This window comes from Achromobacter piechaudii NBRC 102461 (assembly GCF_001571245.1).
GTDB classification, from domain to species: Bacteria; Pseudomonadota; Gammaproteobacteria; order Burkholderiales; family Burkholderiaceae_B; genus Achromobacter; species Achromobacter piechaudii.
Genome location: NZ_BCTK01000006.1, coordinates 548,376 through 571,752, shown reverse-complemented (window position 1 = coordinate 571,752; position 23,377 = coordinate 548,376). Strand labels below are relative to the sequence as shown.

Below are 23,377 nucleotides of genomic sequence, written 5' to 3'. Positions count from 1 at the left end.
GTGATCCCGAGTTTCCAAGGTTGAGTCCCGGGAGAGGGCCCTGCCCCCCCCCGGTCCGGGGCGGCTAGAACGTAGCGCGTAGCGCCAGCCGGAACGTGCGCGGCTGGCCGAAGTAATTGAAGTAGTTGGTGTTGCCCACCGATTGGTAGTAATGCCGGTCGAAAAGATTGTCCACATTGAACTGCACCGCCAGGCTCTTGTTGACGTCGTAGACCCCGTGCAGGCCGACAAGGGCGTAGACGCCCTGCGAGATCCTGTAATCGTTTTCGCCCGGCGCGCTGGCATTGAAGATGCCGCTCTGCGCATAGACAGAGCCGCCCACGCGCAACTTGTTCCATTGGTCCGGCAAGCGGTAGTCGGTGCTCACCTTCAGCATGTGGCGCGGAAAAGTGCTCGCAAACGTCTGGCCGGACTGCGGACCCTGCGCGTACTTCGATTGGGTGTACGTGTAGCCCAGGCTGACGTTCCAGGCCGGCGTGATGGCGCCGTTGATCTCAAAGTCCACGCCGCGGTTTCGCACCTTCTCAGCGGCGCGGAAGCAAGAAAGGACGCCCGGGGGGCACAGGTCGATTTCGTAGACGGGGTCGGCCCGACCCTTCTGGTCCGTCTGGAACACGGCCAGCGCCGCGTTCACCCGGCGGTCCATGAACTCGCCCTTCAGGCCTATCTCGTAATTCTGCCCGGTCATCGGCGGCAGCACGCTGCCATCGACCCCGATGTTCTCCTGCGGTTTGAAGATTTCGGTATAGCTGGCGTAGGCCGACAGGTTTTCATTCAGGTCCTGCACCACGCCGGCATACGGCGTGACTTTGCCGCGCTGCTCATAGCGACTTTCCGTGCGCACGGTGGTCTGCGCGAAGCGGTCCGATTCGAACCAGCTCATGCGCGCGCCCAGGAGGAAGGTCGTGCTGTCGGTCAGGCTGAAGCGGCCGGCTGTGTAGATGCCCTGCTGCTTCTGCGTGATGTTGTACTGCCACATGTCCACGTCCAGTCCAGTCGGTGCGGGCGGATCGAAGGCGCCCAGGTCGTTCATGTCGACCAGATAGTGATAGCTGGCGTCGCGCCCGCCGTGATAGTCGAAATCGTCCTTGCGCGTAGAGGCGCCCACCACCAGCTCATGCTGGCGACCCAGCAATTGGAACGGGCCAGACGCATAGACATCCACGCCCCACTGCGTATCGTCGAAGTGGAAAAGACGCGGATTCAGTGTGAAGAGGTCGCCAGTGGTGCGCTGCGTGTAGTTGCCCAGGAAGTCCGACTTGGCGGACAGCCAGTTTCCGGCCAGGGTGAACTTCCAGCCGTTGTCGAATTCGTGCTTGATGTCGGCGAACAGGTTTGTGTTGCGCTTGTTCACGTAGTTCCAGTCGCCGACCAGCGCCGTCTTGCGCGCCATCGGGTAGAACGAACCGTCGGCCCGCGTAGGCAATCCGGACCAGTCATAACCCTGGTTGCGATCCTTCTGGTAAGTCAGGCCCGCCGTCACCGTGGTTGCGGGCGTGATGTCGGCCTCCAGGATGCCGTAGAAAAGCGAGTTCTCCTTGCCCGCATGTTGCTGGAAGTCGCCCGAGTTGGTGTAGGCCATCACGGCGCGTCCGCGCAGTGACTTGGCGTCGTTCAGAGGCGAGGACACGTCGAGCATGCTGCGGTAGCTGTCCCACGAACCCGCCGACAGCGTCATGCTTCCCGTCGTTTCGAAGCCGGGCCGCTTGCGGACCATGTTAATCGCGGCTGCCGGATTGCCCGCCCCCTCCAAGAGGCCCGTGGCGCCGCGCACCACCTCGACCCGGTCGTAGATCTCGGTGGTGGGTTTATTAATGGCGTCGAACGAATACGGGTTGGTGATGTTGACCGGCACGCCGTCGATCTGCAGGTTGTCGATCTGCTGGCCACGCGCCTGGTACACCGAGCGCTCGGAACCGCTCTGCCCCACCGAAATGCCGGTGGTCGCGTGCAGCACGTCGTCCAGATTCTGCATGGACTGGTCGTCCATGCGCTGGCGCGTCACCACCGTCACCGATTGTGGGGTTTCTCGCGGCGACAGGTTCAGGCGCGTGGCGCTGTTCGTCGCCTGCACGACGTAGGTGCCGCTGGTGTCCACCGGCGGCAGCATGCCGGACACCGTGACCGGCGCAAGCGTGGTGGTCTGGGCGCTCGGCGCACGCCGCAGGGTCAACGTGCCATCCCCGGCCCGCGTTGACTCGAGCCCGCTGGCCGCCAAGGCTGCACGCAGCGCCGCGTCCGTGGTGTAGAGGCCCCGCACGGCAGGGGCATTCAAGCCGCGCACGAGCTGCGGATCGTAGGACACCACGGTCCGGCTCAACCGCGCGATCTCGGTCAAGGTGGCGTCCAGGCTGCCGGCGGGCAGATCGAACGCGATGGGCGCGAGCGGCTGGGCATACGCCGGCAGGGTGAAGCTGGATGCCGCCAGGACCAGGGCGGCGCATAGAACATGGGGAACAGGAAATATGCGCATGAAGATCTCCGATACGTTGCGCACAGCGATATGTAGACATGTGCCGCGAGATCGGAAAAGTGACAGTCCTCATGCGAAAAAAATGAAAATGCCGGTCAGGCCTGACGTACGTCGATCAAAGTCAGCCAACGCGTGTAGCGGCTGACAGTGACCGGCAAGGTATGTTCCAGCGCGCTGAGCGCGCGGTCGGTATCGTCCAGCGGGTACAGGCCGGACACAGCAAGGGCGGAGGCACGGGGACTCACGCGCAAAAGGCCCGGCCGGTAGCGACCTAGCGCGGCCGCAATCTCGCCCAGCGGCTGGTCGCGGGCCTTGAGCCACCCCTCGCGCCACGACGCCGCGTCTTCCATCGGTTGCGGCCGGTCCGCCCAGGCATCGCCAAAACGCACCCCTTGCCCGAAGGCCAGCGTCAGCCGCTCGGCTTCGCGCGGGAGGACCTCGATACTGTTTTGCAAAGCCACCGCCACGCTGGCCTGCGTCTCCAGCCGAACCATGAAGCCGGCACCTGCGCTGCGCACCTGGCCGTGCGGTGTATGCACGTTGAACAATGCGGGGAGGCCCGTGCGCGGCTGCACCGCCAGGGCACCTTCCAGGAGACACACGCTGCGTGTCTGTGCCGTGAACTCCAGATCTACCCGGCTGCGCGCGTCCAGCGTCAACAGGCTGCCGTCCGGAAGGGTGAACTCCCGGCGCTCTCCAGTGGCGGTGCCTAGATCGGCCACCAGATTGCTCAGCGGAGAGACCCGGTTCGCCACCCAGGCCCCGGCCGCCGCCACCCCCACCAGGCCGGCGGCATTGAGCAGCACGCGGCGACGCATGGGACGCACCAGCGTGCGTCGCAAGGCGTGATGCTTATTCTTCATCACGGCTTCCAGCCGTCCCACTGAATTGCTCAGTCCTTGCTGAAGTTGTGCCCAAGCGCGTTCGTGGGCGGGGTCGGCCGCGCGCCACGCAGCGCATGCGCTGTGGTCGGCGTCCGTCGCCTCGCCGGACGTCAGCTTCAGCCAGAAGCCAATCGCGCGTTCGGCAGCGTCGGTAGTTGCCCGCTGGCGGCTCATGTTGCCTCCGCCAGCGCATAGCAGCGCAGCAGCGCCTGCGAGATGTACTGCCGCACCATGCTTACCGATACGCCCAACGCGACGGCGATCTCCTTGTGCGTCAGGCCGTCGAGCTGGCTGTATAGAAAGGCCGCGCGGGCCTTGGCGGACAGGCCATCGAGCATCTGGTCCACCTGGTGCAGCGTCTGCAGAATGATGAGCTGCTCCTGCGGCGACGGGGCGAACTGCTCGCCCTTGTCCAGCAGGCTTTCGAACCAGGCGGTTTCCAGTTCCCGGCGGCGCCACAGTTTCCAGATCAGCCGCTTCGCGATGGTGATGATGAGCGCGCGGGGCTCGCGTGCGGAGGCGAGCATCGGGTTCTGGATCAGCTGGACGAACGTGTCGCCCGCGACGTCCTCCGCATCTTCGATGTTGCGTAGCCGGGTGTAGAGGCGGCCGAGCAGCCATGGCCTGTCTTCGGTATAGATGCGGACCAGAAGGTGCGGGTCCGATGAAAGCGTGGAACGCGGGAGCATGTGCGGCGCAGCGGGTAACTGGACTGTTAATGGGAATGTATCTCATTCTACATCCAGCATCCCTGCCAACATCCCTATATCGCTGCCCCGATGCGTTGAACCACGGCTGGCATGGATGAGCGCGAAAGCCAAACCGGCCCTGCGCTGACACCTATGTTTGATCGCAACCTGCATGTCGCACATCCCAAGTTGAGCGGCGTTCGACCAGTGTTGCGGCCGCTCAGGTCGCAGCCCCAACGGCCGGTGTACGGCCGGGGCATTGCCCGCCACCATCAACTGGCCATCGGCGCCCTGGGTGATCTCGATTTCGCCTGTCAGGTTTTTCCATTTACCGGCAAATCCCGGCGCGGGCTGCGGATTGATGGCTTTCAGAAACGCCAGGCGCGAACGCATGCCCGAAAGCAGGGCGTCGTACGGCGTGCTGGTCGCCCAGCATCCAGTTGCCGCAACGCGACTTTTCGAACGGGGCGGAGGCTTTGGCGCAGTTGAACGACGGGGCGGCAACCGCGCTGCCTGCCAGGGTCACCGATACGGCAAGGTCCAGATGACGGACCATGGTGTGAAGCTCTCCAGCGAATGCGATCGGCGCCGGCGCCTTAGAACGTGCCGCGCAGCGTCAACATCACGTTGCGCGGGTCTCCATAGAAGCCGCCGTTATTGGTACCCACATTGGTGAAGTAGCGCTTGTCGAAAATGTTGTTCACGTTGACCGACGCCGCCCAGTTCTTGTCGATGCGGTATCGGGCGAATGCGCTCCACACCGCACGTCCCGGGTTGTCGATTCGCACGGACCCGGTGTCGTAGCTGCCGCTTTCGGCGTTAACGCCACCGCCCAGCGTGTAGCGGTTCCATTCGCCCGGCAGGCGATAGGTGCTCCACAGCCGCAGCATGTGCTTGGGCGTGAAGCGATTAAGCGGCTGGCCCTGGCTGGACTCGTCTTGCAGATACTTGGTGGTGTTGTAGGTGTAGCCTGCGAACAGGTTCCAGCCGGTCAGGATCTCGCCGCTGATTTCAGCGTCCAGGCCCTGGCTGCGCACCTTGCCCGAGGCCATGTAGCAATACCAGCCCATGTCGCATACGGGGTCGCTGCTGTAGTCGGTCTGCGCGCGGTTCTTCTGGTCGATACGAAAGAGCGCAATGGTCGTGTTGACGCGGCCATCAAGCAGTTCGCCCTTCAGTCCGATTTCATAGTTGGAACCCAGCACCGGCTTTAACTGGTTGCCGCCTTTGTCGCGCTCGCTTTGCGGTTTGAAGATGTCGGCGTAGCTGGCGTAAAGCGACCATTCCCGCGACAGGTCGAAGATCAACCCGGCGTACGGCGTGAATTCCGCCGACACGCGTTGCTTGTAGATGGAGTCGTCTGTGTAGCTGCCGGTGGTGTGCGTGTCCCAGACAATGTCGTACCAGCTCATGCGGCCGCCCAGGACCAGTTTCAAGGGCTGCGCCAACTGCATGCGCGCGGCGGTATAGACGCCGTATTGCTCGCTCTTGCCGTCGCGGTGTTCCAGATACGCGTCGTCCAGTTCCTGCTGGCTGGGTTCACGCAGCTGGCCGATATTGAAAATATCACCCACGTAATAGCCGGACTTGCTGCCGTAGTCGGTAGAGATCTTGTTGCGCGCGTAGTTGGCGCCCACCACCAGTTCATGCTGCAAGCCGAAGGCGTCGATCTTGCCGATCAGGTTGGCGTCGATGCCGCCGATCTTGATGTCGTTGCGGGTGGATTCGGCCGATAACGAGCCGAAGTTGTTGACGGGGTCCAGTTCGGCAACCGAGCTGGCGAACTTCATGTTCAGCCGTTCGCGCATGTTGACGGCCGTGACCTTGGCCTGCCAGTTGTCGTTGAAGCGGTGGGTCAGGTCGAAGTAGGTCGTCTGCGTGGTGGAGTGGCGGCGGTTCCAGCCGGGTTCCATCGAAAACGAGCGCACCACGTCCAGCTTTTTGCCATCGCTGTACGAAGGAATGCCGCGCACGTTCGGCGTGCCATCGGCGATCTCATAGCTCAGGCCCAGGCTCACCTGCGTTTGCGGCGTCAGGTCGTATTCCAGCGTGCCGTAGTAGGTCTGATTGGTGTTCTTGACGTGGTCGATGAACGAGCCGGCCTTTTCCACATCCATGAAGGCGCGGCCGCGCAAGGTGCCGGCTTCGTTCAGCGCGCCGCCGCCGTCCAACTGGGTGCCAACGCGGTCCCACATGCCGGCGGTAGCGGTGACACTGAACCCGGGTTCGGCCAGCGCGCGTTTGCGCACGAAGTTGACGGCGCCGCTGGGCTCGCCGCCACCTTGCAGCAGGCCGGACGCGCCGCGCAACACTTCGACGCGGTCGTAGATGGCGGTGCCGCCCGTGTAGTTGCTGGCCCGGCCATACATGCCGCGTTCCAGCGGCACGCCGTCGTACTGGTACCAGGTGTTGCGAAAGCCGCGCGAGTAAACGTATTTACCGAGTTGGGGGCTTTGCTGCAAGGTGATGCCGGTGGTGTTGGCCAGCGCGTCGTAGATCGACGTCATGCCTTGTTCGTCCATGCGCTCACGCGTCACCACGCTGATCGCCTGGGGGATGTCGCGCAGCGATTGCGTGCCTTTGCCGATGGTGGTGACGGGCGACGTGTACGACTCCGTGCCTTCGGTGGTGGCGCTGAACGGCGTCAGGCCCGTGACCAGCACGGGATCCAGCGTGACATCGCCGCGCGGCACAGGCCGGATGGTGACCGAGCCGCCGTCAAATTCTGCGATCAGGCCGGAACCAGCAAGCAGACGCTCAAACGCCGCTGTTGCGGTGTAGCGGCCACGCAGCGCCGGCGCGTTCTTGTCGGCGATCAACGTGGGTTGCACCATCAGTTCCAGCTTGGCTTGCCGCGCCAACGCGTCCAGCGCCTGGGCAAGCGGTTGCGCCGGAATGCTGATTTCGACAGTCGCCGTGGGTTGCGCCTGGGCCGATGCCGCGCCAAACAGCAGGGCGAGGCTGACGGCCAAGTGGGCGGGCCGGATGCAAAAGCGGGACATGCAGTGGTCTCCTGATAGGAAGATTAAGAATCCTTCTCAAGTAGACGCACGAGGGACGCGCAACCCAACCTGGCTTTCAGAAGTTTTTATGGCGCGGGCAGCGCAGCGATCTCGGTGATGCCGGCTTGCGGCAGCAACTGCACGGGCAGCACCTTGGGCAGGCTGCGTTTGAAGTGGGTGAGGTTGCGTGGGTCGAATGTGCCGGTCAGCCGCAGGGCGCCGACGGCCGGGCTGCGCACGCGCAAGCCGGTTGCACCATAACGTTCGAATTCCGCCAGGGCCTGGCTGAGCGGGGTGTTGTCAAACGAGACCATGCCGTCGCGCCATGGGGCGATACCGGCCGGCGCCACGGCGGTTACGGGCGACATGTCACCCGCTGCATCCGCGCGCAGTTGCTGGCCCGGCGTCAGCGTTTCAGGTGCGCTGAACCAGCCGCGCCAGCCGTCGGCACGCGCTACGTTGACGCGGCCCTCGTCCACGGCCACGCGCACGCCGTCATCGCCCGGCACACCGGTGGTGTGCCGCACCGAGAACCGGGTGCCGACGACGGTGATCTTCAAGGGGCCGGCCAGCACGTCGAACGGGCGCCGCGTATCGCCCTGCACCTGAAACACGGCCTGGCCGTCCGGGATGCTGACGACGCGGCGTTTTTCGTACAGCGTGACTTCGACGCGTGTTGCTGTGTCCAGACGCAGCAGGCTGCCGTCGGGCAAGGTTACGTCGCGCTGTTCGCCGCGGCCCGTGACAAAGGTTTCGGCATAGAGCGCGGGTGCCGTATGCCATTGGGCCCACGCCAGATAGGCGGCGCCCGCCGCGATCACGAGGCTGGCCAGCGCTGCCTGCGGCGGCCAGCGGCGCAGCGCCGTCCACCATGAGGCACGGCCGCTGGCGTTGGCACTGGCGCTGGCACTGACGCGCGAGGCGTGGTGCTTCTGATCGGCCAGGTCGTGCTTCAGCGCGGCGATGCCGGCATGGGGCAGATGGTCCAGCTGTGCCCAGTCTTCGGCCCAGCGTGCATAGGCCTGCCGATGCGCGGGATCGGCATCCAGCCAAGCCTGCAATTCAGCAGTCGGCGCGTCGCCGCAACGCACGAACCAGTCGAGCGCTTCAGCGTCCAGGTCAGGGCGTTCGGGATGGGGAGCGAGCGTCATCGCGCCTCCTTCGCGCCATCACCGTCTTGGCAGCGGCGGCACGCCAGCAGCGCGGTCTTGATGTGGCGTTCGACCATGGTCAGCGAAATACCCATCTGGCGCGCAACCTCGGCTTGCGGCAGGCCATCGAATTTATGCAGGATGAAGGCTTCGCGGCAGCGCAGAGGCAAGGCTCCGATGACGTTCAACAACGCCTGCGTGTGCTGCGTGGATATGGCGGCCGTCTCGGGCTCGTGCGCCTGCGGGGCGGTCAGGTAGGGCTGCACCGCCGACTCGTCGTCCAGCGCAACGGACTGGCCGCGCACATTGTCACGGCGATGCTGGTCGATCACGAGATTGCGCGCGGTGCGATACAACAAGGCGCGCGGCTCTGCGACAGCCTGGCCGGACTGCTGCACCGCCAAGACACGCGCAACGCTTTCCTGAGCCAGATCCGCCGCGACATCGCTGTCGTTAACGGACCGGTGCAGAAACTTGAGCAGTTCTCGGTAATAGCGGACAACCACGGCGGCTTTGCCTTCGAAGCCGGTGCGTGTCACCGGACGGCGGCGAGTATACGTGCAAATGAGAATCACAATCAATTTGGCGCGTTCAATGAACCAAATCTCAAATTGAATGAACTTCGACAACAAGCAAATCCCGAGTGAAGTGGCTGTCGACCCTGGCAAGCCAATATGTAACACCCGCCCCTCCCCCCCTTGAACCTCAGAACATCATCCCTATAATTAGCACTCGACACCGGTGAGTGCTAACAGCCCTCCCGGGGCTAACCGATCATTCACTTTCAATCAAGTAAACAGGAGTTCCTCATGGCCTTGCGTCCCCTGGGCGATCGCGTGATCGTCAAACGCCTCGAAAACGAGCGCAAGACTGCCTCGGGCATCGTCATCCCCGACAGCGCCGCAGAAAAGCCTGATCAAGGCGAAGTCGTGGCCGTCGGCCCCGGCAAGAAGACCGAAGACGGCAAGATTCTGCCGGTCGACCTGAAGGCTGGCGACAAGGTTCTGTTCGGCAAGTACGCCGGCCAGTCCGTGAAGGTTGATGGCGAAGAACTGCTCGTCATCCGCGAGGACGAAATCCTCGCCGTGGTCCAGTAAACCCCGCCTCAAACGAATTTTCGAAGGAAGCTAAGAAATGGCTGCCAAGCAAGTATTGTTCGGTGACGACGCCCGCGTGCGTATCGTCCGCGGCGTGAATGTTCTCGCCAACGCTGTTAAGACCACCCTGGGCCCCAAGGGTCGCAACGTCGTGCTGGAGCGCTCGTTCGGCGCCCCGACCGTGACCAAGGACGGCGTCTCCGTCGCCAAGGAAATCGAACTGAAGGACAAGTTCGAAAACATCGGCGCACAACTGGTCAAGGACGTTGCTTCCAAGACCTCCGACAACGCCGGTGACGGCACCACGACCGCCACCGTGCTGGCTCAAGCCATCGTCATGGAAGGCCTGAAGTACGTTGCCGCCGGTTTCAACCCGATCGACCTGAAGCGCGGTATCGACAAGGCTGTCGCCGCTGCCGTCGCCGAACTGAAGAAGCAATCCAAGCCGGTCACGACCAGCAAGGAAATCGCTCAAGTCGGTTCGATCTCGGCCAACAGCGATTCCTCCATCGGCCAGATCATCGCTGACGCGATGGACAAGGTGGGCAAGGAAGGCGTCATCACCGTCGAAGACGGCAAGTCGCTGGAAAACGAGCTGGACGTCGTCGAAGGCATGCAATTCGACCGCGGCTACCTGTCGCCCTACTTCATCAACAGCCCGGAAAAGCAAGTTGCCGTGCTGGAAGATCCGTTTGTCCTGATTTTCGACAAGAAGATCAGCAACATCCGTGACCTGCTGCCGGTGCTGGAGCAAGTTGCCAAGTCGAGCCGTCCGCTGCTGATCATCGCCGAAGACGTCGAAGGCGAAGCGCTGGCCACCCTGGTTGTGAACAACATCCGTGGCATCCTGAAGACCACCGCCGTCAAGGCTCCGGGCTTCGGCGACCGCCGCAAGGCCATGCTGGAAGACATCGCCATCCTGACGGGCGGCACGGTGATCTCCGAAGAAACCGGCATGTCGCTGGAAAAGGCCGGCCTGGCTGAACTGGGCCAAGCCAAGCGCATCGAAGTGGGCAAGGAAAACACGACGATCATCGACGGCGCTGGCGACAGCAAGTCGATCGAGGCTCGCGTCAAGCAAGTCCGCATCCAGATCGAAGAAGCCACGTCCGACTACGACCGTGAAAAGCTGCAAGAACGCGTGGCCAAGCTGGCCGGCGGCGTTGCCGTGATTCGCGTTGGCGCTGCCACCGAAGTCGAAATGAAGGAAAAGAAGGCTCGCGTCGAAGACGCCCTGCACGCTACCCGCGCCGCAGTGGAAGAAGGCGTTGTGGCTGGTGGCGGTGTTGCACTGCTGCGCGCCAAGCAAGCCATCGCTGAACTGAAGGGCGACACGCCTGACCAGAACGCCGGTATCAAGCTGATCCTGCGTGCTGTGGAAGAGCCGCTGCGCACCATCGTCACGAACGCCGGCGAAGAAGCCAGCGTCGTGGTCAGCAACGTGCTGAACGGCAAGGGCAACTACGGCTACAACGCCGCAACCGGCGAGTACACCGACCTGGTTGAGCAAGGCGTTCTGGATCCCACCAAGGTGACCCGCACCGCCCTGCAAAACGCTGCCTCCGTCGCCAGCCTGCTGCTGACGGCGGAAGCCGCCGTGGTCGAACTGGCCGAAGACAAGCCCGCTGCCCCGGCCATGCCGGGTGGCATGGGCGGCATGGGCGGCATGGACTTCTAAGTCCCGCTTTCCTTGCACGGCCTCCCCGGCGTCAAGCCGGGGAATGCAGTATCCGAAAAACCTCCGGACCTTCGCCCCGGAGGTTTTTCTTTTTGTGCGCGCTGAACGCATTGCGTCTGAGCGGCCGCAATGTTTGCCTGTTGTTTCCAACCCGCCCGAATGCCCCCCGGCGCGATCACGTTTACGCACAAACTTGCGGTTTCGCTGCGGCGCATGCGTCCCTACAATGAAGTTTCCTCCGCCCAAGCCGAGCAGCCCCATGCGCCTACCCAAGAGCCTGCGAGCCTTGCGTCCGTCCGAGATCGGCGGGCTGTTGATGGACTCCGCCAATCAGTGGTCGAGTCACCGTGCCTCCAGCAAAGGCGCCGCGCTGGCGCTTTACATGGTGTTTTCGCTGGCGCCGATGCTGATCCTGGTGATCGCGGTGGCCGGCGCGTTCTATGGCGAAGACGCCGTGCGGTCCGAGCTGTTCGAGCAGATGCGCAGCCTGACCGGCGAACGCGGCGCGGAAGTGATCCAAACCGTGTTGGCCAGCGCCCATGAATCGGGAGGCGGCTGGATCGCCGCGTTGATCTCCATTTTTGTGCTGATCTTCAGCGCCACCACCGCGTTTGCCGAACTGAAAGCCAGCCTGGACGATTTGTGGGAAGTGTCCGCCAACCAGAAGGGCGGCATCCAGGGCATGGTGCGCAGCCGCATGCTGTCGTTCGGACTGGTGCTGGTGCTTGCGCTGTTCCTGCTGGTGTCGCTGACCGTGAACGCCGCGCTGGGCGCGGCGCAAAAGCTGTACGGCGACCTGTGGATGGCATCCACCTTCGCGACCGTGGCCGATTGGCTGTCGACGCTGTTTTCTTTTTCCGTCGTGGTGGCGCTTTTCGCGGTGATCTTCAAGCTGTTGCCCAGCGCCAAGATCTCGTGGCCGGACGTGATACCTGGCGCCATCGTGACCGCCGCCTTGTTCCTGGTGGGCAAGTGGGGCATCGGCCTGTATCTGAGCCGGGGCGCCGCGGTGTCCGCCTATGGCGCGGCCGGATCGCTCATCGCGCTACTGCTGTGGATCTACTATTCCGCGCAGATCTTCTTCTTTGGCGCGGTGTTCACCCGGCAATTCGCGCTGCGTTTCGGCAGCGCAACCAAGCCAACCCCCACCGACTCGCCTGCGCCCTCCACTGGCAACTGAGCGCGCATCACGCTTCGTCCTGCGGCTCCAATCCTGCCATCAAGCGCAGACATTTCAGGAACACGGGCCGAAGTTCCTCAGGAATCGGCGCCAGCACCTGCGCTTCGACCTGCGCATCCTTAGGCAGGACGCGCGCCAATAACGCCACCCCCGCATCCGTGATCTCCAGTGCATAAGCGCGTCCGTCCTGCGCGGAGCGTGTGCGCCGCACGTAACCCTTCGCGGTCATGCGCGCGATCATTTCAGCAAAGGAATTGCGATCCAACGCGATCAGTTCCGCGATGCGGTTCTGCGTCGCACCGGGGTGCTGGTACACGGTGATCAGCAGGGCCTTCTGCCGAGGCGTCAGATCTTCATCTGGAATGGCCTCTGCAAACAAGGCCTCCGCGCGGAAGTGGGCGCGCCGCAGCAGGTGCGAGGCGACTTGCGTCAGATCGAAATTTTTCAGGGCGCGGGGCGCGGCGGGTCGGGCGGTGGAGGTCATCTGGCGTCCAAGGGGTTGCGCGTGCCGATTGTAGGCTGCGGGAAACGTGCATTGACTTGGATCGCGCCGCTGCCTATGATCCGCAATATAGTACGTATACGTACCTAATACCCATCGACGGGTCCGCCGCCACGGCCCGAAACCACACAAGGGCCTTGATCGTGACGATCCGCCAGCTGCGCAACTACATAGACGGCCGCTTTGAAGACGGCGCGTCCACGTTCAATAAACTCAGCCCGGTGGACGGGCAACTGATTGCGCAGGTGCACGAGGCCAGTCAGGATCAGGTCAACCGCGCCGTCGCCGCCGCGCATCGCGCATTGCCCGCCTGGGCCGCCTTATCGGTGGCGGCGCGCACCGATCACCTGCTGGCTTTGGCCGACGGCATCACGCGCCGCTTCGACGACTTCCTGCAAGCCGAGATCGGCGACACCGGCAAGCCCGTCGAGTGGGCCAAGAACATCGATATCCCCCGAGGCGCAGCCAACTTTCGCGCCTTCGCGGAATTGGCGCGCACGCTGGACATGGAAAGCTACATGACCGATACGCCCGACGGACGGCAGGCGCTGAACTACGCCTACCGCAAGCCGCTTGGCGTGGTCGGCGTGATCTCGCCCTGGAACCTGCCGCTGCTGCTCTTGACCTGGAAGGTCGCGCCCGCGCTGGCGTTTGGCAACACGGTCATCATGAAGCCGTCCGAGGTCACGCCCAGCACGGCCACGCTGTTGGCCGAAGTGGCCGACCAGGCCGGGCTGCCCCCAGGCGTGCTGAACCTGACGCACGGCTTCGGGCCCGGCTCGGCAGGCGAATTCATGACGACGCATCCCGACATCGACGGCATCACCTTCACCGGCGAGTCCGCCACCGGCTCGGCCATCATGCGCGCCGTGGCGCCGGGCGTGAAGCCCGTGTCATTCGAACTGGGCGGCAAGAACGCGGCGCTGGTCTTTGCCGACGCCGACTTCGACGCGGCGGTCGATGGCGTCACGCGCTCGGTCTTCGCCAACTGCGGACAAGTCTGCCTGTGCACCGAACGCGTCTACGTCGAACGCCCCATCTACGAACGTTTTGTCGCCGCGCTGGCGCAACGCGCCCGCGACATGCGCATCGGCTGGCCGCTGGACCCTGCCACCGAAATGGGTCCGCTGGTCTCGCGCGAACATCGTGAAAAGGTGCTGTCGTACTTTGCGCTGGCGCGCGAAGAAGGCGCGACGGTGGTGACGGGCGGCGGCGTGCCAGTGTTTGGCGACGCACGCGATGACGGCGCCTACGTGCAACCCACCATCTGGACCGGCCTGAGCGAAAACGCGCGCTGCATCAAGGAAGAAGTGTTCGGCCCCGTGTGCCACGTCGCCCCCTTCGACACCGAAGAAGAGGCCATCCGGCTGGCCAACGACACGCGGTACGGCCTGGCCGCCGCCGTCTGGACGCAGAACCTGACTCGCGGGCATCGCGTGGCGCAAGCCATGAAGGTTGGTCTCGCCTGGGTCAATTGCTGGTTCCTGCGCGACCTGCGCACGCCGTTTGGCGGCAGCGGCCTGTCCGGCATCGGCCGTGAAGGCGGCCGCCATTCGCTGCATTTCTACACCGAGCCCACCAACGTCTGCATCAAGCTCTGATCCCCCGCCCACCAAAAGAACAACTCAAAGGACACCGCAATGAACCAACCCAACGTCAGCGCCACCGTCGTGGCCGGCAAGGCCACCCCGCGCGGCAAGTATCCGCACATCAAGCGCGCGGGCGACTTCCTCTACGTATCCGGTACCAGCTCGCGCCTGCCCGACAACCGTATCGCCGGCGCCGAGGTCGACGCCATGGGCACGACCACGCTGGACATCCGCGTGCAAACGCGCGCGGTCATCGAGAACATCCGCGACATCCTCGCCACCGCCGACGCCACGCTGGCTGACGTCGTCGAGATCAGTACTTTCCTGGTCAACATGAACGACTTCGGTGGATACAATCACGTCTACGGCGAGTTCTTCGACGCCGATGGCCCGGCGCGCACGACCGTCGCGGTGCATCAGCTGCCGCACCCGCAATTGCTGATTGAAATCAAGGCGGTCGCCTACAAGCCGCTGGCGCGCTGACGGCACGGCGACGCGGCGCACGCACCATGGGCGACGGCATTTTGCGTTCACACCCGCAACAGGACGATGGCTCGCGGCGCGCCGCCCGGGCGACCGCAAGCATGTCGAATTTCCGCATCACGCCCAATGCCCTCAGCCACAAGCTGAAGCTGCATCAACTCCAGATTTTCGAACGCGTGCTGGCGCGCCGTTCGCTGTCGCGCGCCGCCAGCGAACTGCACCTGACCCAGCCCACCGTCACCAAGGCCATCCACGACCTGGAAGCCTTTTTCGGCGCGACCCTGTTTGAACGTTCGAATCGTGGCGTGACGCCGACTGAGCTTGCGCTGGTGCTCGGCCGGCGCGTGCATGCCATGCTGGCCGAAGTGCGCTACATGGCCGACGACATCGACGCCGTGCTGGGCGGCGCCAGCGGCCACGTGGTGGTGGGCACGCTGATCGCGGCCAGCGCCAAGCTGCTGCCCGAAGCCATCGCGCGCCTGATGACCGACCACCCCGGCATTCAGGTCAGCGTGCGCGAAGGGCCGTCGGCGCAACTGCTGCCCGCGCTGGCGACGGGCGACGTCGATATCGTCGTGGGCCGACTGCCCGGCGCGGACATGGCGTCCATCTCGGGCGTGGCGGTCGATCACCACAAGCTGTACCGCGAAGAACTTTGCCTGGTGGTCGGCGCGCAGCATCCCCTGGCGCGCGAGCAGGACGTCGCGCTGGCCGACCTGATCGACCACATCTGGATCCTGCCCGCGCCTACCTCGCCCCTGCGCGCCTCCATTGAACGCACGTTCTTCGACGCCGGCCTGCGCCTGCCCGCGCGCCATGTCGAATCGCTATCGCTCCTGACCAACATCGGCATCCTGATGCACAGCGACGCGCTGGCGCTGATTCCCTATGACGCGGCGGCGCAGTTCCTGTCCATGGGTTTGCTCGCGCGCTTGCCCACCACGGTGTTCGGCGACTTCGGCGACGTGGGTTATTCCATCCGCGCCGATCGTCCCATGACGCCCGCGTGCCAGCGCCTGGTGGAATACCTGAAAGCCATCACCGCGCAACGCGATCCGGCGTCGGCCCTTCCCGCGCAATAAGCCTTCCGGCGCGGGCCACGCTGCCCGCCCATCTGCCTCTGTCTACGGGAAACCCCGCGATAGATAAGCCGCATATCCAACCGCGCAATTTCTATTATTCCCCCGGCGCTCCGCCCGCCTAGACTTCACCAACCAAGCTCCCCGGAGATCTTCATGCCCGCCTATGGCCCGCCCTTGAATTTCCAGCGCTGGATCGACGAACACGCCCATCTGCTCAAGCCGCCCGTGGGCAATCAGCAGATCTGGCAAGACGCCGATTTCATCGTCACGGTGGTCGGCGGCCCCAACCACCGCACCGATTATCACGATGATCCGCTGGAAGAATTCTTCTATCAGCTGCGGGGCAACGCCTGGCTGTCCTTGTGGGTGGACGGCAAGCCCGAACGCGTCGACCTGAAAGAAGGCGACATCTTCCTGCTGCCGCCGCACGTGCGCCATTCGCCGCAACGTCCGGAAGCAGACAGCGCCTGTCTGGTCATCGAACGCCAGCGTCCCGTGGGTCTCATGGACGGCTTCGAGTGGTATTGCCCCGAATGCGGCCATCTGGTGCATCGCGTTCAAGTGCAGTTGAAGAGCATCGTCACCGATCTGCCGCCGCTGTTCCAGGCGTTCTACGACAACACCGACAAGCGCACCTGCCCCGGCTGCGGCCACATCCATCCCGGCAAGGGCCACGCGCCCGCCTAGCGCCCCAACTCCTACGCAAAGCCAGATCCATGATCCAGAAAATCGACATGCACGCCCACTTCTTCCCGCCGATCACGCGGCAGGAAGCGGCGGCGCTTGATCCCGTGAACGCGCCCTGGCTGCGCCCTGACGCCGATGGCGCCACGGGCCAAATCATGGCGGGCGAGCGCGAGTTCCGGCCGGTGGACGCCACCTTGTGGGACCCCGCGCTGCGCATCGAGCAGATGGATCGCCATGGCGTGGACGTGCAGATCCTGTGCGCCACGCCGATCATGTTCGGCTACACCTACCCCGCGCGGCCTGCCGCCGACTGGGCCGCGCGCATGAACGACCTGGCGCTGGAACATTGCGCCTATGCGCCCTCGCGCCTGAAGGCGTTGGCGCAGGTGCCGCTGCAAGATCTGGAGCTGGCTTGCCAGGAAGCCAGCCGCGCGCGCGCCGCCGGCCATCTGGGCGTGCAGATCGGCAACCACGTCGGCCCGCGCGATCTGGACGACGAGACGCTGGTGCAGTTCCTGATCCACTGCGCCAACAACGACATCCCCGTGCTGGTGCATCCGTGGGACATGATGACCGACGGCCGCATGAAGAAATGGATGTTGCCGTGGCTGGTGTCCATGCCCGCTGAAACGCAGCTGGGCATTCTGTCGCTGATCCTGTCCGGCGCGTTCGAGCGCATTCCTCGCAGCCTGAAGCTTTGCTTTGCGCACGGCGGCGGCAGCTTCGCGTACCTGCTGGGCCGCGTGGACAACGCGTGGCGGCATCGCGACATCATCCGGCAGGATTGCCCGCAATTGCCCTCGTCGTATACCGACCGCTTCTATACCGACAGCGCCGTGTTCGACCCACGCTCGCTGCGTCTGTTGATCGACGTGATGGGCGAAGACCGCGTGCTGCTGGGTTCGGACTACCCCTACCCGCTGGGCGAACAGGAAGTGGGCCGCCTGGTCGCGCACGCAGAGTTGGTGCCCGAGGTGCAGCAGAAGATCCTGTTTCGCAACACGATGACGTTTTTTGGATTGGAGCCGGGGTTGCAGCCATAGGCGCCTTGCGCGGCGCAGCCATCACGACCACGACCGTCACACACGGCAACTCAAGGGAAAAAAAACATGAAACGCACCACCACGCTGGCCGCCGCTGCGGTCATGGGCATGGCCCTGTCGGCCTCAGCGCTGGCCGATGTGAAAATCGGCTTGTTGACCACACTGACCGGCCCCGGTTCGGTGCTTGGTCAGGACCAGCTTGACGGCTTCATGCTGGCCGTCGAACAAGGCGGCGGCAAGCTGGGCGGCGTGCCCGTGCAGATCATCAAGGAAGACGATCAGTTCAAGCCCGAAGTGGGCGTGCAGGCCGCGCGCAAGCTGGTGCAAAGCGACAAGGTGCCGATCATCACCGGCGTGGTGTATTCCAACGTGATGCTGGCCGTGGTGCGGCCCGTGACCAGCGCGGGCGTGTTCCTGGTGGGCTCGAACGCCGGGCCGACCAATCTGGCGGGCAAGGATTGTTCGCCCTATTTCTTCTCCACGTCCTGGAACAACACCCAGCGCCACGAAGGCAGCGGCGAAATGGCCAACCAGATGGGCTTCAAGAAGGTCTACCTGCTTGCGCCCAACTACCAGGCCGGCAAGGACGCCATGGCGGGATTCAAGCGCTTCTACAAAGGCCAGATCGCCAACGAAGTGTTCACGCAGGTCAATCAGCCCGACTACTCGGTGGAGCTGGCCGCGCTGGCCGACGCCAAGCCCGACGCGGCCTATGTGTTCTTTCCAGGCGGCATGGGCGTGAACTTCATCAAGCAGTACCGGCAGGCGGGGCTGTTCGGCAAGATCCCGCTGCTGTCGGTCGACACCATCGACGGCGCAACGCTGCCCGCGCTGCAACAGGACGCGCTGGGCGCGGTCACCAACGTGCCGTACTCGCCCGATCTGGACAACGCCGCGAACAAGGCGTTCGCCACCGCGTTCCGCCAGAAATACAACCGCGAGCCCTCCAGCTATGCGGCGCAATCCTACGACGCGGCGCAGCTGATCGGTTCCGCCCTGAAGAAAACCGGCGGCAAGGTCGACGACAAGGACGCGCTGCGCAAGGCGCTGGAAGCGGCCGACTTCGCCTCGGTGCGCGGCGAATTCCGCTATCAGCCCAATCACTTCCCGGTGGCCGGCTTCTTCCGCGCCGACGTGCAGGCGGGCGCGGACGGCAAGGTCGCGTTCGTGAACAAGGGGCCGATCTTCGCGGACCTTGCCAAGGTGTCCGATCAGTACGCCGCCCAATGCGTGATGAAGTAAGGCTGGCGGCGGCGCAGGCCGCCCGGCAAAGGTGACCCCCATGTCCGCGACGCTGCTGCTCGTGCAAGCCTTGAATGGCTTGCAGCTTGGCATTCTGCTGTTCCTTCTGGCTGCCGGCCTGACGCTGGTGTTCGGCATCATGAACTTCATCAACCTGGCGCACGGGTCCTTGTACATGATGGGCGCGTTCATCGCGGCCACCGTGTTCCGCCACACCGGTTCGTTCCTGCTGGCCGGCGCCGCCGTCATCGTCGGCATGGCTGCGCTGGGCTTCTTGCTGGACCGCATCGCGCTGGCCCGGCTGTACCCGCGCGACCATCTGGACCAGGTGCTGGCCACCTTCGGCTTCATCCTGTTCTTCAACGAACTGACGCGCATCATCTGGGGCCCCGCGCCCATCAGCATGGGGCTGCCGTCGTGGCTGTCGGGCACGATCGATATCCTGGGCGTGACGTATCCGCTGTACCGCTTCCTGATCATCGTGGTGGGGTTACTGGTGGCGGGCGGCTGCTATGTGCTGATCCACCGCACGCGGCTGGGCATGCTGATCCGCGCCGGCTCCACCGACCGCATGATGGTGGGCGCGCTGGGCGTGAACATCGCGCGGCTGAACACCTTGCTGTTCGTGCTGGGCGCGGTGCTGGCCGGGCTGGCGGGGCTGATGGCCGGCCCCATCCTGTCGGCGCAGACCGGCATGGGCGAGCCCATCCTGATCCTGACGCTGGTGGTGATCGTGATCGGCGGCATCGGCTCGGTGCGCGGCGCGTTTCTGGCGGCATTGATGGTGGGGCTGATCGACACGCTGGGCCGCGCCCTGCTGCCCACGCTGTTGCGCGCCACGCTGCCGCCCGCCGCCGCCAATGCGGCCGGGCCGGCTATTGCCTCCATGCTGATCTACGTGGTGATGGCGCTGGTGCTGGCCTTGCGGCCGCAGGGCCTGTTTCCCGTCAAGCATGGATAAGGGGAACCGCATGCACCTATCCTCTCCACGTGTTCTTGTCGCCGGCGGCCTGCTGCTGCTGTTGGCCCTGCTGCCCGTCTACGCCCACTGGCAGGGCGAACCTTTCCTGCTGGCGCTGTTCGGCCGCGTGCTGGTCTACGCCGTGGCCGCGCTGGCCTTGAACCTGTTGCTGGGCTTTGGCGGCATGGTGAGTTTTGGCCACGCGCTGTATCTGGGCCTGGGCGCGTACTCGGTCGGGGTGATGTCGCACTACGGTATCGAAAGCGGCTGGCTGCATCTGGCCGGCGCGCTGGGCGCCTGCGCCGTAGTGGGGCTGGTCAGCGGCTACGTGGTGATGCGCACGTCCGGCATCGCCTTCATCATGATCACGCTGGCGTTCGCGCAGATGTTCTACTTTCTGGCGACGGGGCTGGACGGTTTTGGCGGCGACGATGGCATGTCTCTGTTTGCGGGCAGCGACTTCGGCGCGTTCCGGCTGGATACGCCGCTGGCGCTGTACTACGCGGCCTTCGGAGTGCTGCTGGCGGTGCTGGCGCTGATGCACCGGCTGATCCACGCGCCGTTCGGCATGGTGTTGCGTGGCTGCCAGGCCAACGAACGGCGCATGCGCGCGCTGGGCTTTCCGACGTTGCGCTACCGGCTGGCGGCCTACGTGATCTCGGCCATGATCTGCGGCGTGGCCGGCGTGCTGCTGGCCAACCTGACGATGTACGTGTCGCCGTCCTACTTGGCCTGGACCACGTCCGGCGAACTGATCGTGATGGTGGTGCTGGGCGGCATTGGCACGCTGTTCGGCCCGGTGGTCGGCGCGCTGGCCTTCCTGCTGCTGGAAGAAGGCTTGAAGCTCTTGACCGGGCACTGGATGCTGATCATGGGCCTGTTGATCGTGGGCGTGGTGTTGGTGTCGCGGCGCGGCGTGTATGGCAGCCTGCGCGACACGCCCTTGCGACGCGCCTGCCCGCCGCTGCGTCAACCTTCCGGAGAACCGCAATGAGCGCGTTGCGTGTCGAAGGCCTGGTCAAGCGCTACGGCGGCCTGACCGTTACCGACAACCTGTCGCTGGATGTGCAGGCAGGCGAGCTGCACGCCGTGATCGGGCCGAACGGCGCGGGCAAGACCACGCTGATCGGCCAACTCAGCGGTGAGCTTCGACCGGACGCGGGCCGCGTGCTGCTGGGCGATCGCGACATCACGCGCATGCCGGTGCACACCCGCGTGCGCCACGGGCTGGCGCGCTCTTATCAGATCACCTCGGTGTTCAAGCCCTTCACCGCGCTGGAAAACGTGGCGATGGCGGTGCAGGCACAGCGTGGCCACAGCTTCCGGTTCTTCAAGCCGGTCCTGGCCACCGCTGCGCTGACCGACCCCGCTCACGAGGCGCTGGTGCTCACCGGGCTGTCGGCGCGCGCCAATACGCCAGCGGGTGAGCTTGCGCATGGCGAGCTGCGCCAATTGGAACTGGCCATGGTGCTGGCGTGCCAGCCGTCGCTGCTGCTGCTGGACGAGCCCATGGCCGGCATGAGTCAGCACGAATCCGAAGCCATGACGCGCCTGCTCCTGCAACTGCGCGGGCGCTACACGATCTTGCTGGTGGAACACGACATGCAGGCCGTCTTCGCGTTGTCCGATCGCATTACCGTGCTGGTCTACGGCAGCGCGCTGGCTTGCGGCACGGCCGACCAGATCCGCAACGATCCCCAGGTGCGCGAATGCTATCTGGGCAGCGAACGAGGCAGCGCAAGAAGCCCCCGCAAGCAAGGAGAAGCCGCATGAGCCCCCTGCTATCGCTGCGCGGCGTGACCGCCCACTACGGCGCCAGCCAGGCGTTGTTCGGCATCGACCTGGATATCGGACCCGGCGAATTCGTGACGCTGCTGGGCCGCAACGGCATGGGCAAGTCGACCACGGTGAAGGCGGTGATGGGGCTGACGCGCGCCACGCAAGGCAGCATCGTGTTTGATGGCCAGGACATCAGCCGCCTGCCGTCCTACAAGGTGGCGCAGTGCGGCATCGGGCTGGTACCCGAAGGCCGGCACATCTTTCCGAATCTGTCGGTGCGGGAAAATCTGGTCGCCACCGCCCACAACCGTCAGGGCCTCGAACACGCTTGGACCCTGGATCGTGTGTATGCGCTGTTTCCCCGCCTGTCCGAACGCGCACGCCATCTGGGCAGCCACCTGTCGGGCGGAGAACAACAGATGCTGGCGATCGGCCGTGCGCTGCTGACCAATCCGCGCCTGTTGATCCTGGACGAAGCCACCGAGGGGCTAGCGCCCGTGGTGCGCGAGGAAATCTGGTCGGCGCTGGACAGCCTCAAGCAGACCGGGCTGGCCGTGCTGTGCATCGACAAGAATCTTGAGCCGCTGCTTGCAACGGCCGACCATCACGCCATCGTCGAAAAGGGCCGCGTGGCATGGACGGGCACATCGCAGGCATTCCTGGACGACGAGCCCAGGCTGTTGCAGTACCTGGGGGTGTAGGCGCGGAGGGTTCAAGCATGAGGCCGTGGGCGCCGACAGCGCCTTATCAGCCCGTGCCTTACCAGTCGCCGCCTCACCACTCCCATCAAGCTCCCACGCGTTGCGCCGGCAACGGCACGCCCAGCCGCTCGCTCCAGTCCTGCATTTCAATCCACAACGCGGGCGGCACGGGCAGGCCGTCGCGCAGGCGTTCGACCTGTGCCGCCGCTTCGGGGTCGCCCGGTACGCGCGGCGATCCCGGCGCTTGCGACAACTCCATCGCCATCGCCGCCACCACACCCGCCAGCGCCGCGCCCCCGGCAAAGCGCGCAGGGTCGATCACGATGAAGAATGCGCCCAGCTCGCGCGGACGCTGCAACTGTTCGTACATGGGCGAGATGTGCGGCCCGAACGGATTGCCGTTCAAGGGGCCGCACAGCAGTTCGATCACCATGGCCAGGCCATAGCCCTTGTAGCCATAGACTTCACCGCCCAAGGGGCGCAGCGCGCGCACGGCCTCGGCATCGGTGCAGTCGGTGCCCTCGGCGTCGATCGCCACGCCCGGCGCCAGCGCCACGCCGTCGCGGCGCGCGTTCATGACGCGGTTCCAAGGTATGGCCGTGGTCGCCATGTCCAGGCACAACGGCTCGCCGTCCGCGCGCGGGAAAGCCATCGATATGGGGTTGGTGCCGAAGAACGCCTGATGCCCGCCATGCGGCGCGGCAATGGAATCGGAATGCGTGAAGGCGATGCCGATCAGGCCTTGCCGGGCGGCCGCGCGGCTGTACAGGCCGACCGCGCCGCAATGCGAGGAATCGCTGACGCCGACCGCCGCGATCCCAGCTTCGCGCGCCAGGTCGATGGCCAGCGCGATGGCCCGATGCGCCACCACGATGCCCTGCCCTTGTCCGCCATACACTTGCGCCGTGCCCGGACCGCTGCGCTCGATCCGAATCGACGGCCGCGCCTGGATAGAGCCATGCGCCACGCGGTTCAGGTAATGCGGCAGCCGCGCGATGCCATGCGAATCAATGCCCCAGAGGCTCGTCTGCGCCAGGCTTGCCGCCAGGCAGCGCGCATCGTCGTCGCTGAAACCCTGGGCGCGCAGGCAGGCGCTGCCCCAGCGTTCCCATGTCTCGGCGTCCACTCGGCTTTCGATGGGCATGCGGCGCTCT

General features: G+C 64.8%; 22 protein-coding genes. 13 read left to right on the top strand and 9 right to left on the bottom strand.

The features are described 5' to 3' along the window. Positions 1-64 precede the first annotated feature (64 nt). From API01S_RS14705 to API01S_RS14675, 7 genes are all read right to left on the bottom strand, one after another. Complete coding sequence (locus API01S_RS14705; protein ID WP_061304982.1) at positions 65-2,473, bottom strand: TonB-dependent siderophore receptor; 2,409 nt, start codon at positions 2,471-2,473, stop codon at positions 65-67. A 95-nt stretch (positions 2,474-2,568) separates the two neighbouring features. Continuing rightward, positions 2,569-3,531: a FecR domain-containing protein gene (locus API01S_RS14700; RefSeq protein ID WP_061304980.1), complete on the bottom strand. Its 963-nt coding sequence runs from the start codon at positions 3,529-3,531 to the stop codon at positions 2,569-2,571. After that, complete coding sequence (locus tag API01S_RS14695) at positions 3,528-4,046, bottom strand: sigma-70 family RNA polymerase sigma factor (RefSeq protein ID WP_061304978.1); 519 nt, start codon at positions 4,044-4,046, stop codon at positions 3,528-3,530. The genes API01S_RS14700 and API01S_RS14695 overlap by 4 nt, the downstream gene beginning before the upstream one ends. A 42-nt stretch (positions 4,047-4,088) precedes the next feature. Further along, the gene (locus tag API01S_RS29425) at positions 4,089-4,439 is read right to left on the bottom strand and encodes a hypothetical protein (RefSeq protein WP_174544676.1); all 351 of its coding nucleotides are present in this window, start codon (positions 4,437-4,439) and stop codon (positions 4,089-4,091) included. 203 nt (positions 4,440-4,642) lie between these two features. Continuing rightward, positions 4,643-7,048 (bottom strand): TonB-dependent siderophore receptor, encoded by a 2,406-nt coding sequence (locus tag API01S_RS14685; protein WP_061304974.1) that lies wholly within the window; start codon positions 7,046-7,048, stop codon positions 4,643-4,645. 86 nt (positions 7,049-7,134) lie between these two features. Continuing rightward, positions 7,135-8,199: a FecR family protein gene (locus API01S_RS14680; RefSeq protein ID WP_050729494.1), complete on the bottom strand. Its 1,065-nt coding sequence runs from the start codon at positions 8,197-8,199 to the stop codon at positions 7,135-7,137. Beyond that, positions 8,196-8,738 (bottom strand): RNA polymerase sigma factor, encoded by a 543-nt coding sequence (locus API01S_RS14675; RefSeq protein ID WP_254598456.1) that lies wholly within the window; start codon positions 8,736-8,738, stop codon positions 8,196-8,198. Before API01S_RS14675 ends, API01S_RS14680 begins: the two co-directional genes overlap by 4 nt. 270 nt (positions 8,739-9,008) lie before the next feature. Here API01S_RS14675 and groES point away from each other — a divergent pair, with 270 nt between their 5' ends. The 3 genes from groES (at position 9,009) to API01S_RS14660 (ending at position 12,154) form a co-directional block, all read left to right on the top strand. Beyond that, positions 9,009-9,296, top strand: a complete 288-nt coding sequence (gene groES, locus API01S_RS14670; RefSeq protein WP_006221616.1) for a co-chaperone GroES — start codon at positions 9,009-9,011, stop codon at positions 9,294-9,296. A gap of 37 nt (positions 9,297-9,333) precedes the next feature. Then, a complete protein-coding gene (groL, locus tag API01S_RS14665; RefSeq protein WP_050729495.1) occupies positions 9,334-10,974 on the top strand; it encodes a chaperonin GroEL in 1,641 nt (546 codons plus the stop codon). 259 nt (positions 10,975-11,233) lie between these two features. Further along, positions 11,234-12,154 (top strand): YihY/virulence factor BrkB family protein, encoded by a 921-nt coding sequence (locus tag API01S_RS14660; protein ID WP_039884540.1) that lies wholly within the window; start codon positions 11,234-11,236, stop codon positions 12,152-12,154. A gap of 7 nt (positions 12,155-12,161) precedes the next feature. Here the strand turns inward: API01S_RS14660 and API01S_RS14655 are convergent, their stop codons facing one another. Beyond that, complete coding sequence (locus tag API01S_RS14655) at positions 12,162-12,638, bottom strand: MarR family winged helix-turn-helix transcriptional regulator (RefSeq protein ID WP_050729496.1); 477 nt, start codon at positions 12,636-12,638, stop codon at positions 12,162-12,164. A 161-nt stretch (positions 12,639-12,799) separates the two neighbouring features. On the opposite strand from API01S_RS14655, the gene API01S_RS14650 reads away from it, so the two are divergent. From API01S_RS14650 to API01S_RS14605, 10 genes are all read left to right on the top strand, one after another. Continuing rightward, positions 12,800-14,257 carry a 2-hydroxymuconic semialdehyde dehydrogenase gene (locus tag API01S_RS14650; protein WP_050729688.1) on the top strand — a complete coding sequence of 486 codons (1,458 nt, stop codon included), beginning with the start codon at positions 12,800-12,802 and terminating at the stop codon, positions 14,255-14,257. A gap of 39 nt (positions 14,258-14,296) precedes the next feature. After that, the gene (locus API01S_RS14645) at positions 14,297-14,728 is read left to right on the top strand and encodes a RidA family protein (RefSeq protein ID WP_006221621.1); all 432 of its coding nucleotides are present in this window, start codon (positions 14,297-14,299) and stop codon (positions 14,726-14,728) included. A gap of 26 nt (positions 14,729-14,754) precedes the next feature. Further along, positions 14,755-15,810, top strand: coding sequence for a LysR substrate-binding domain-containing protein (locus API01S_RS14640; protein ID WP_006221622.1), 1,056 nt, complete (start codon positions 14,755-14,757; stop codon positions 15,808-15,810). A 153-nt stretch (positions 15,811-15,963) separates the two neighbouring features. After that, positions 15,964-16,497 (top strand): 3-hydroxyanthranilate 3,4-dioxygenase, encoded by a 534-nt coding sequence (locus API01S_RS14635; protein WP_050729497.1) that lies wholly within the window; start codon positions 15,964-15,966, stop codon positions 16,495-16,497. Between the two features lie 29 nt (positions 16,498-16,526). Further along, positions 16,527-17,540, top strand: a complete 1,014-nt coding sequence (locus API01S_RS14630) for an amidohydrolase family protein (RefSeq protein ID WP_050729498.1) — start codon at positions 16,527-16,529, stop codon at positions 17,538-17,540. Between the two features lie 66 nt (positions 17,541-17,606). Beyond that, entirely contained in the window at positions 17,607-18,782 is a 1,176-nt protein-coding gene (locus API01S_RS14625) for an ABC transporter substrate-binding protein (RefSeq protein ID WP_050729499.1), read from the top strand. A gap of 40 nt (positions 18,783-18,822) precedes the next feature. Next, entirely contained in the window at positions 18,823-19,743 is a 921-nt protein-coding gene (locus API01S_RS14620; RefSeq protein WP_006221626.1) for a branched-chain amino acid ABC transporter permease, read from the top strand. Between the two features lie 10 nt (positions 19,744-19,753). Beyond that, on the top strand, positions 19,754-20,737 hold the full coding sequence (locus API01S_RS14615; protein WP_050729500.1) for a branched-chain amino acid ABC transporter permease: 984 nt from the start codon (positions 19,754-19,756) through the stop codon (positions 20,735-20,737). Beyond that, the gene (locus tag API01S_RS14610) at positions 20,734-21,516 is read left to right on the top strand and encodes an ABC transporter ATP-binding protein (protein WP_050729501.1); all 783 of its coding nucleotides are present in this window, start codon (positions 20,734-20,736) and stop codon (positions 21,514-21,516) included. Before API01S_RS14615 ends, API01S_RS14610 begins: the two co-directional genes overlap by 4 nt. Then, a complete protein-coding gene (locus API01S_RS14605; RefSeq protein ID WP_006221629.1) occupies positions 21,513-22,223 on the top strand; it encodes an ABC transporter ATP-binding protein in 711 nt (236 codons plus the stop codon). The genes API01S_RS14610 and API01S_RS14605 overlap by 4 nt, the downstream gene beginning before the upstream one ends. An 85-nt stretch (positions 22,224-22,308) precedes the next feature. Here API01S_RS14605 and API01S_RS14600 read toward each other — a convergent pair whose 3' ends face one another. Further along, positions 22,309-23,367: an Ldh family oxidoreductase gene (locus API01S_RS14600; protein WP_061304972.1), complete on the bottom strand. Its 1,059-nt coding sequence runs from the start codon at positions 23,365-23,367 to the stop codon at positions 22,309-22,311. Between the last annotated feature and the right edge of the window lie 10 nt (positions 23,368-23,377).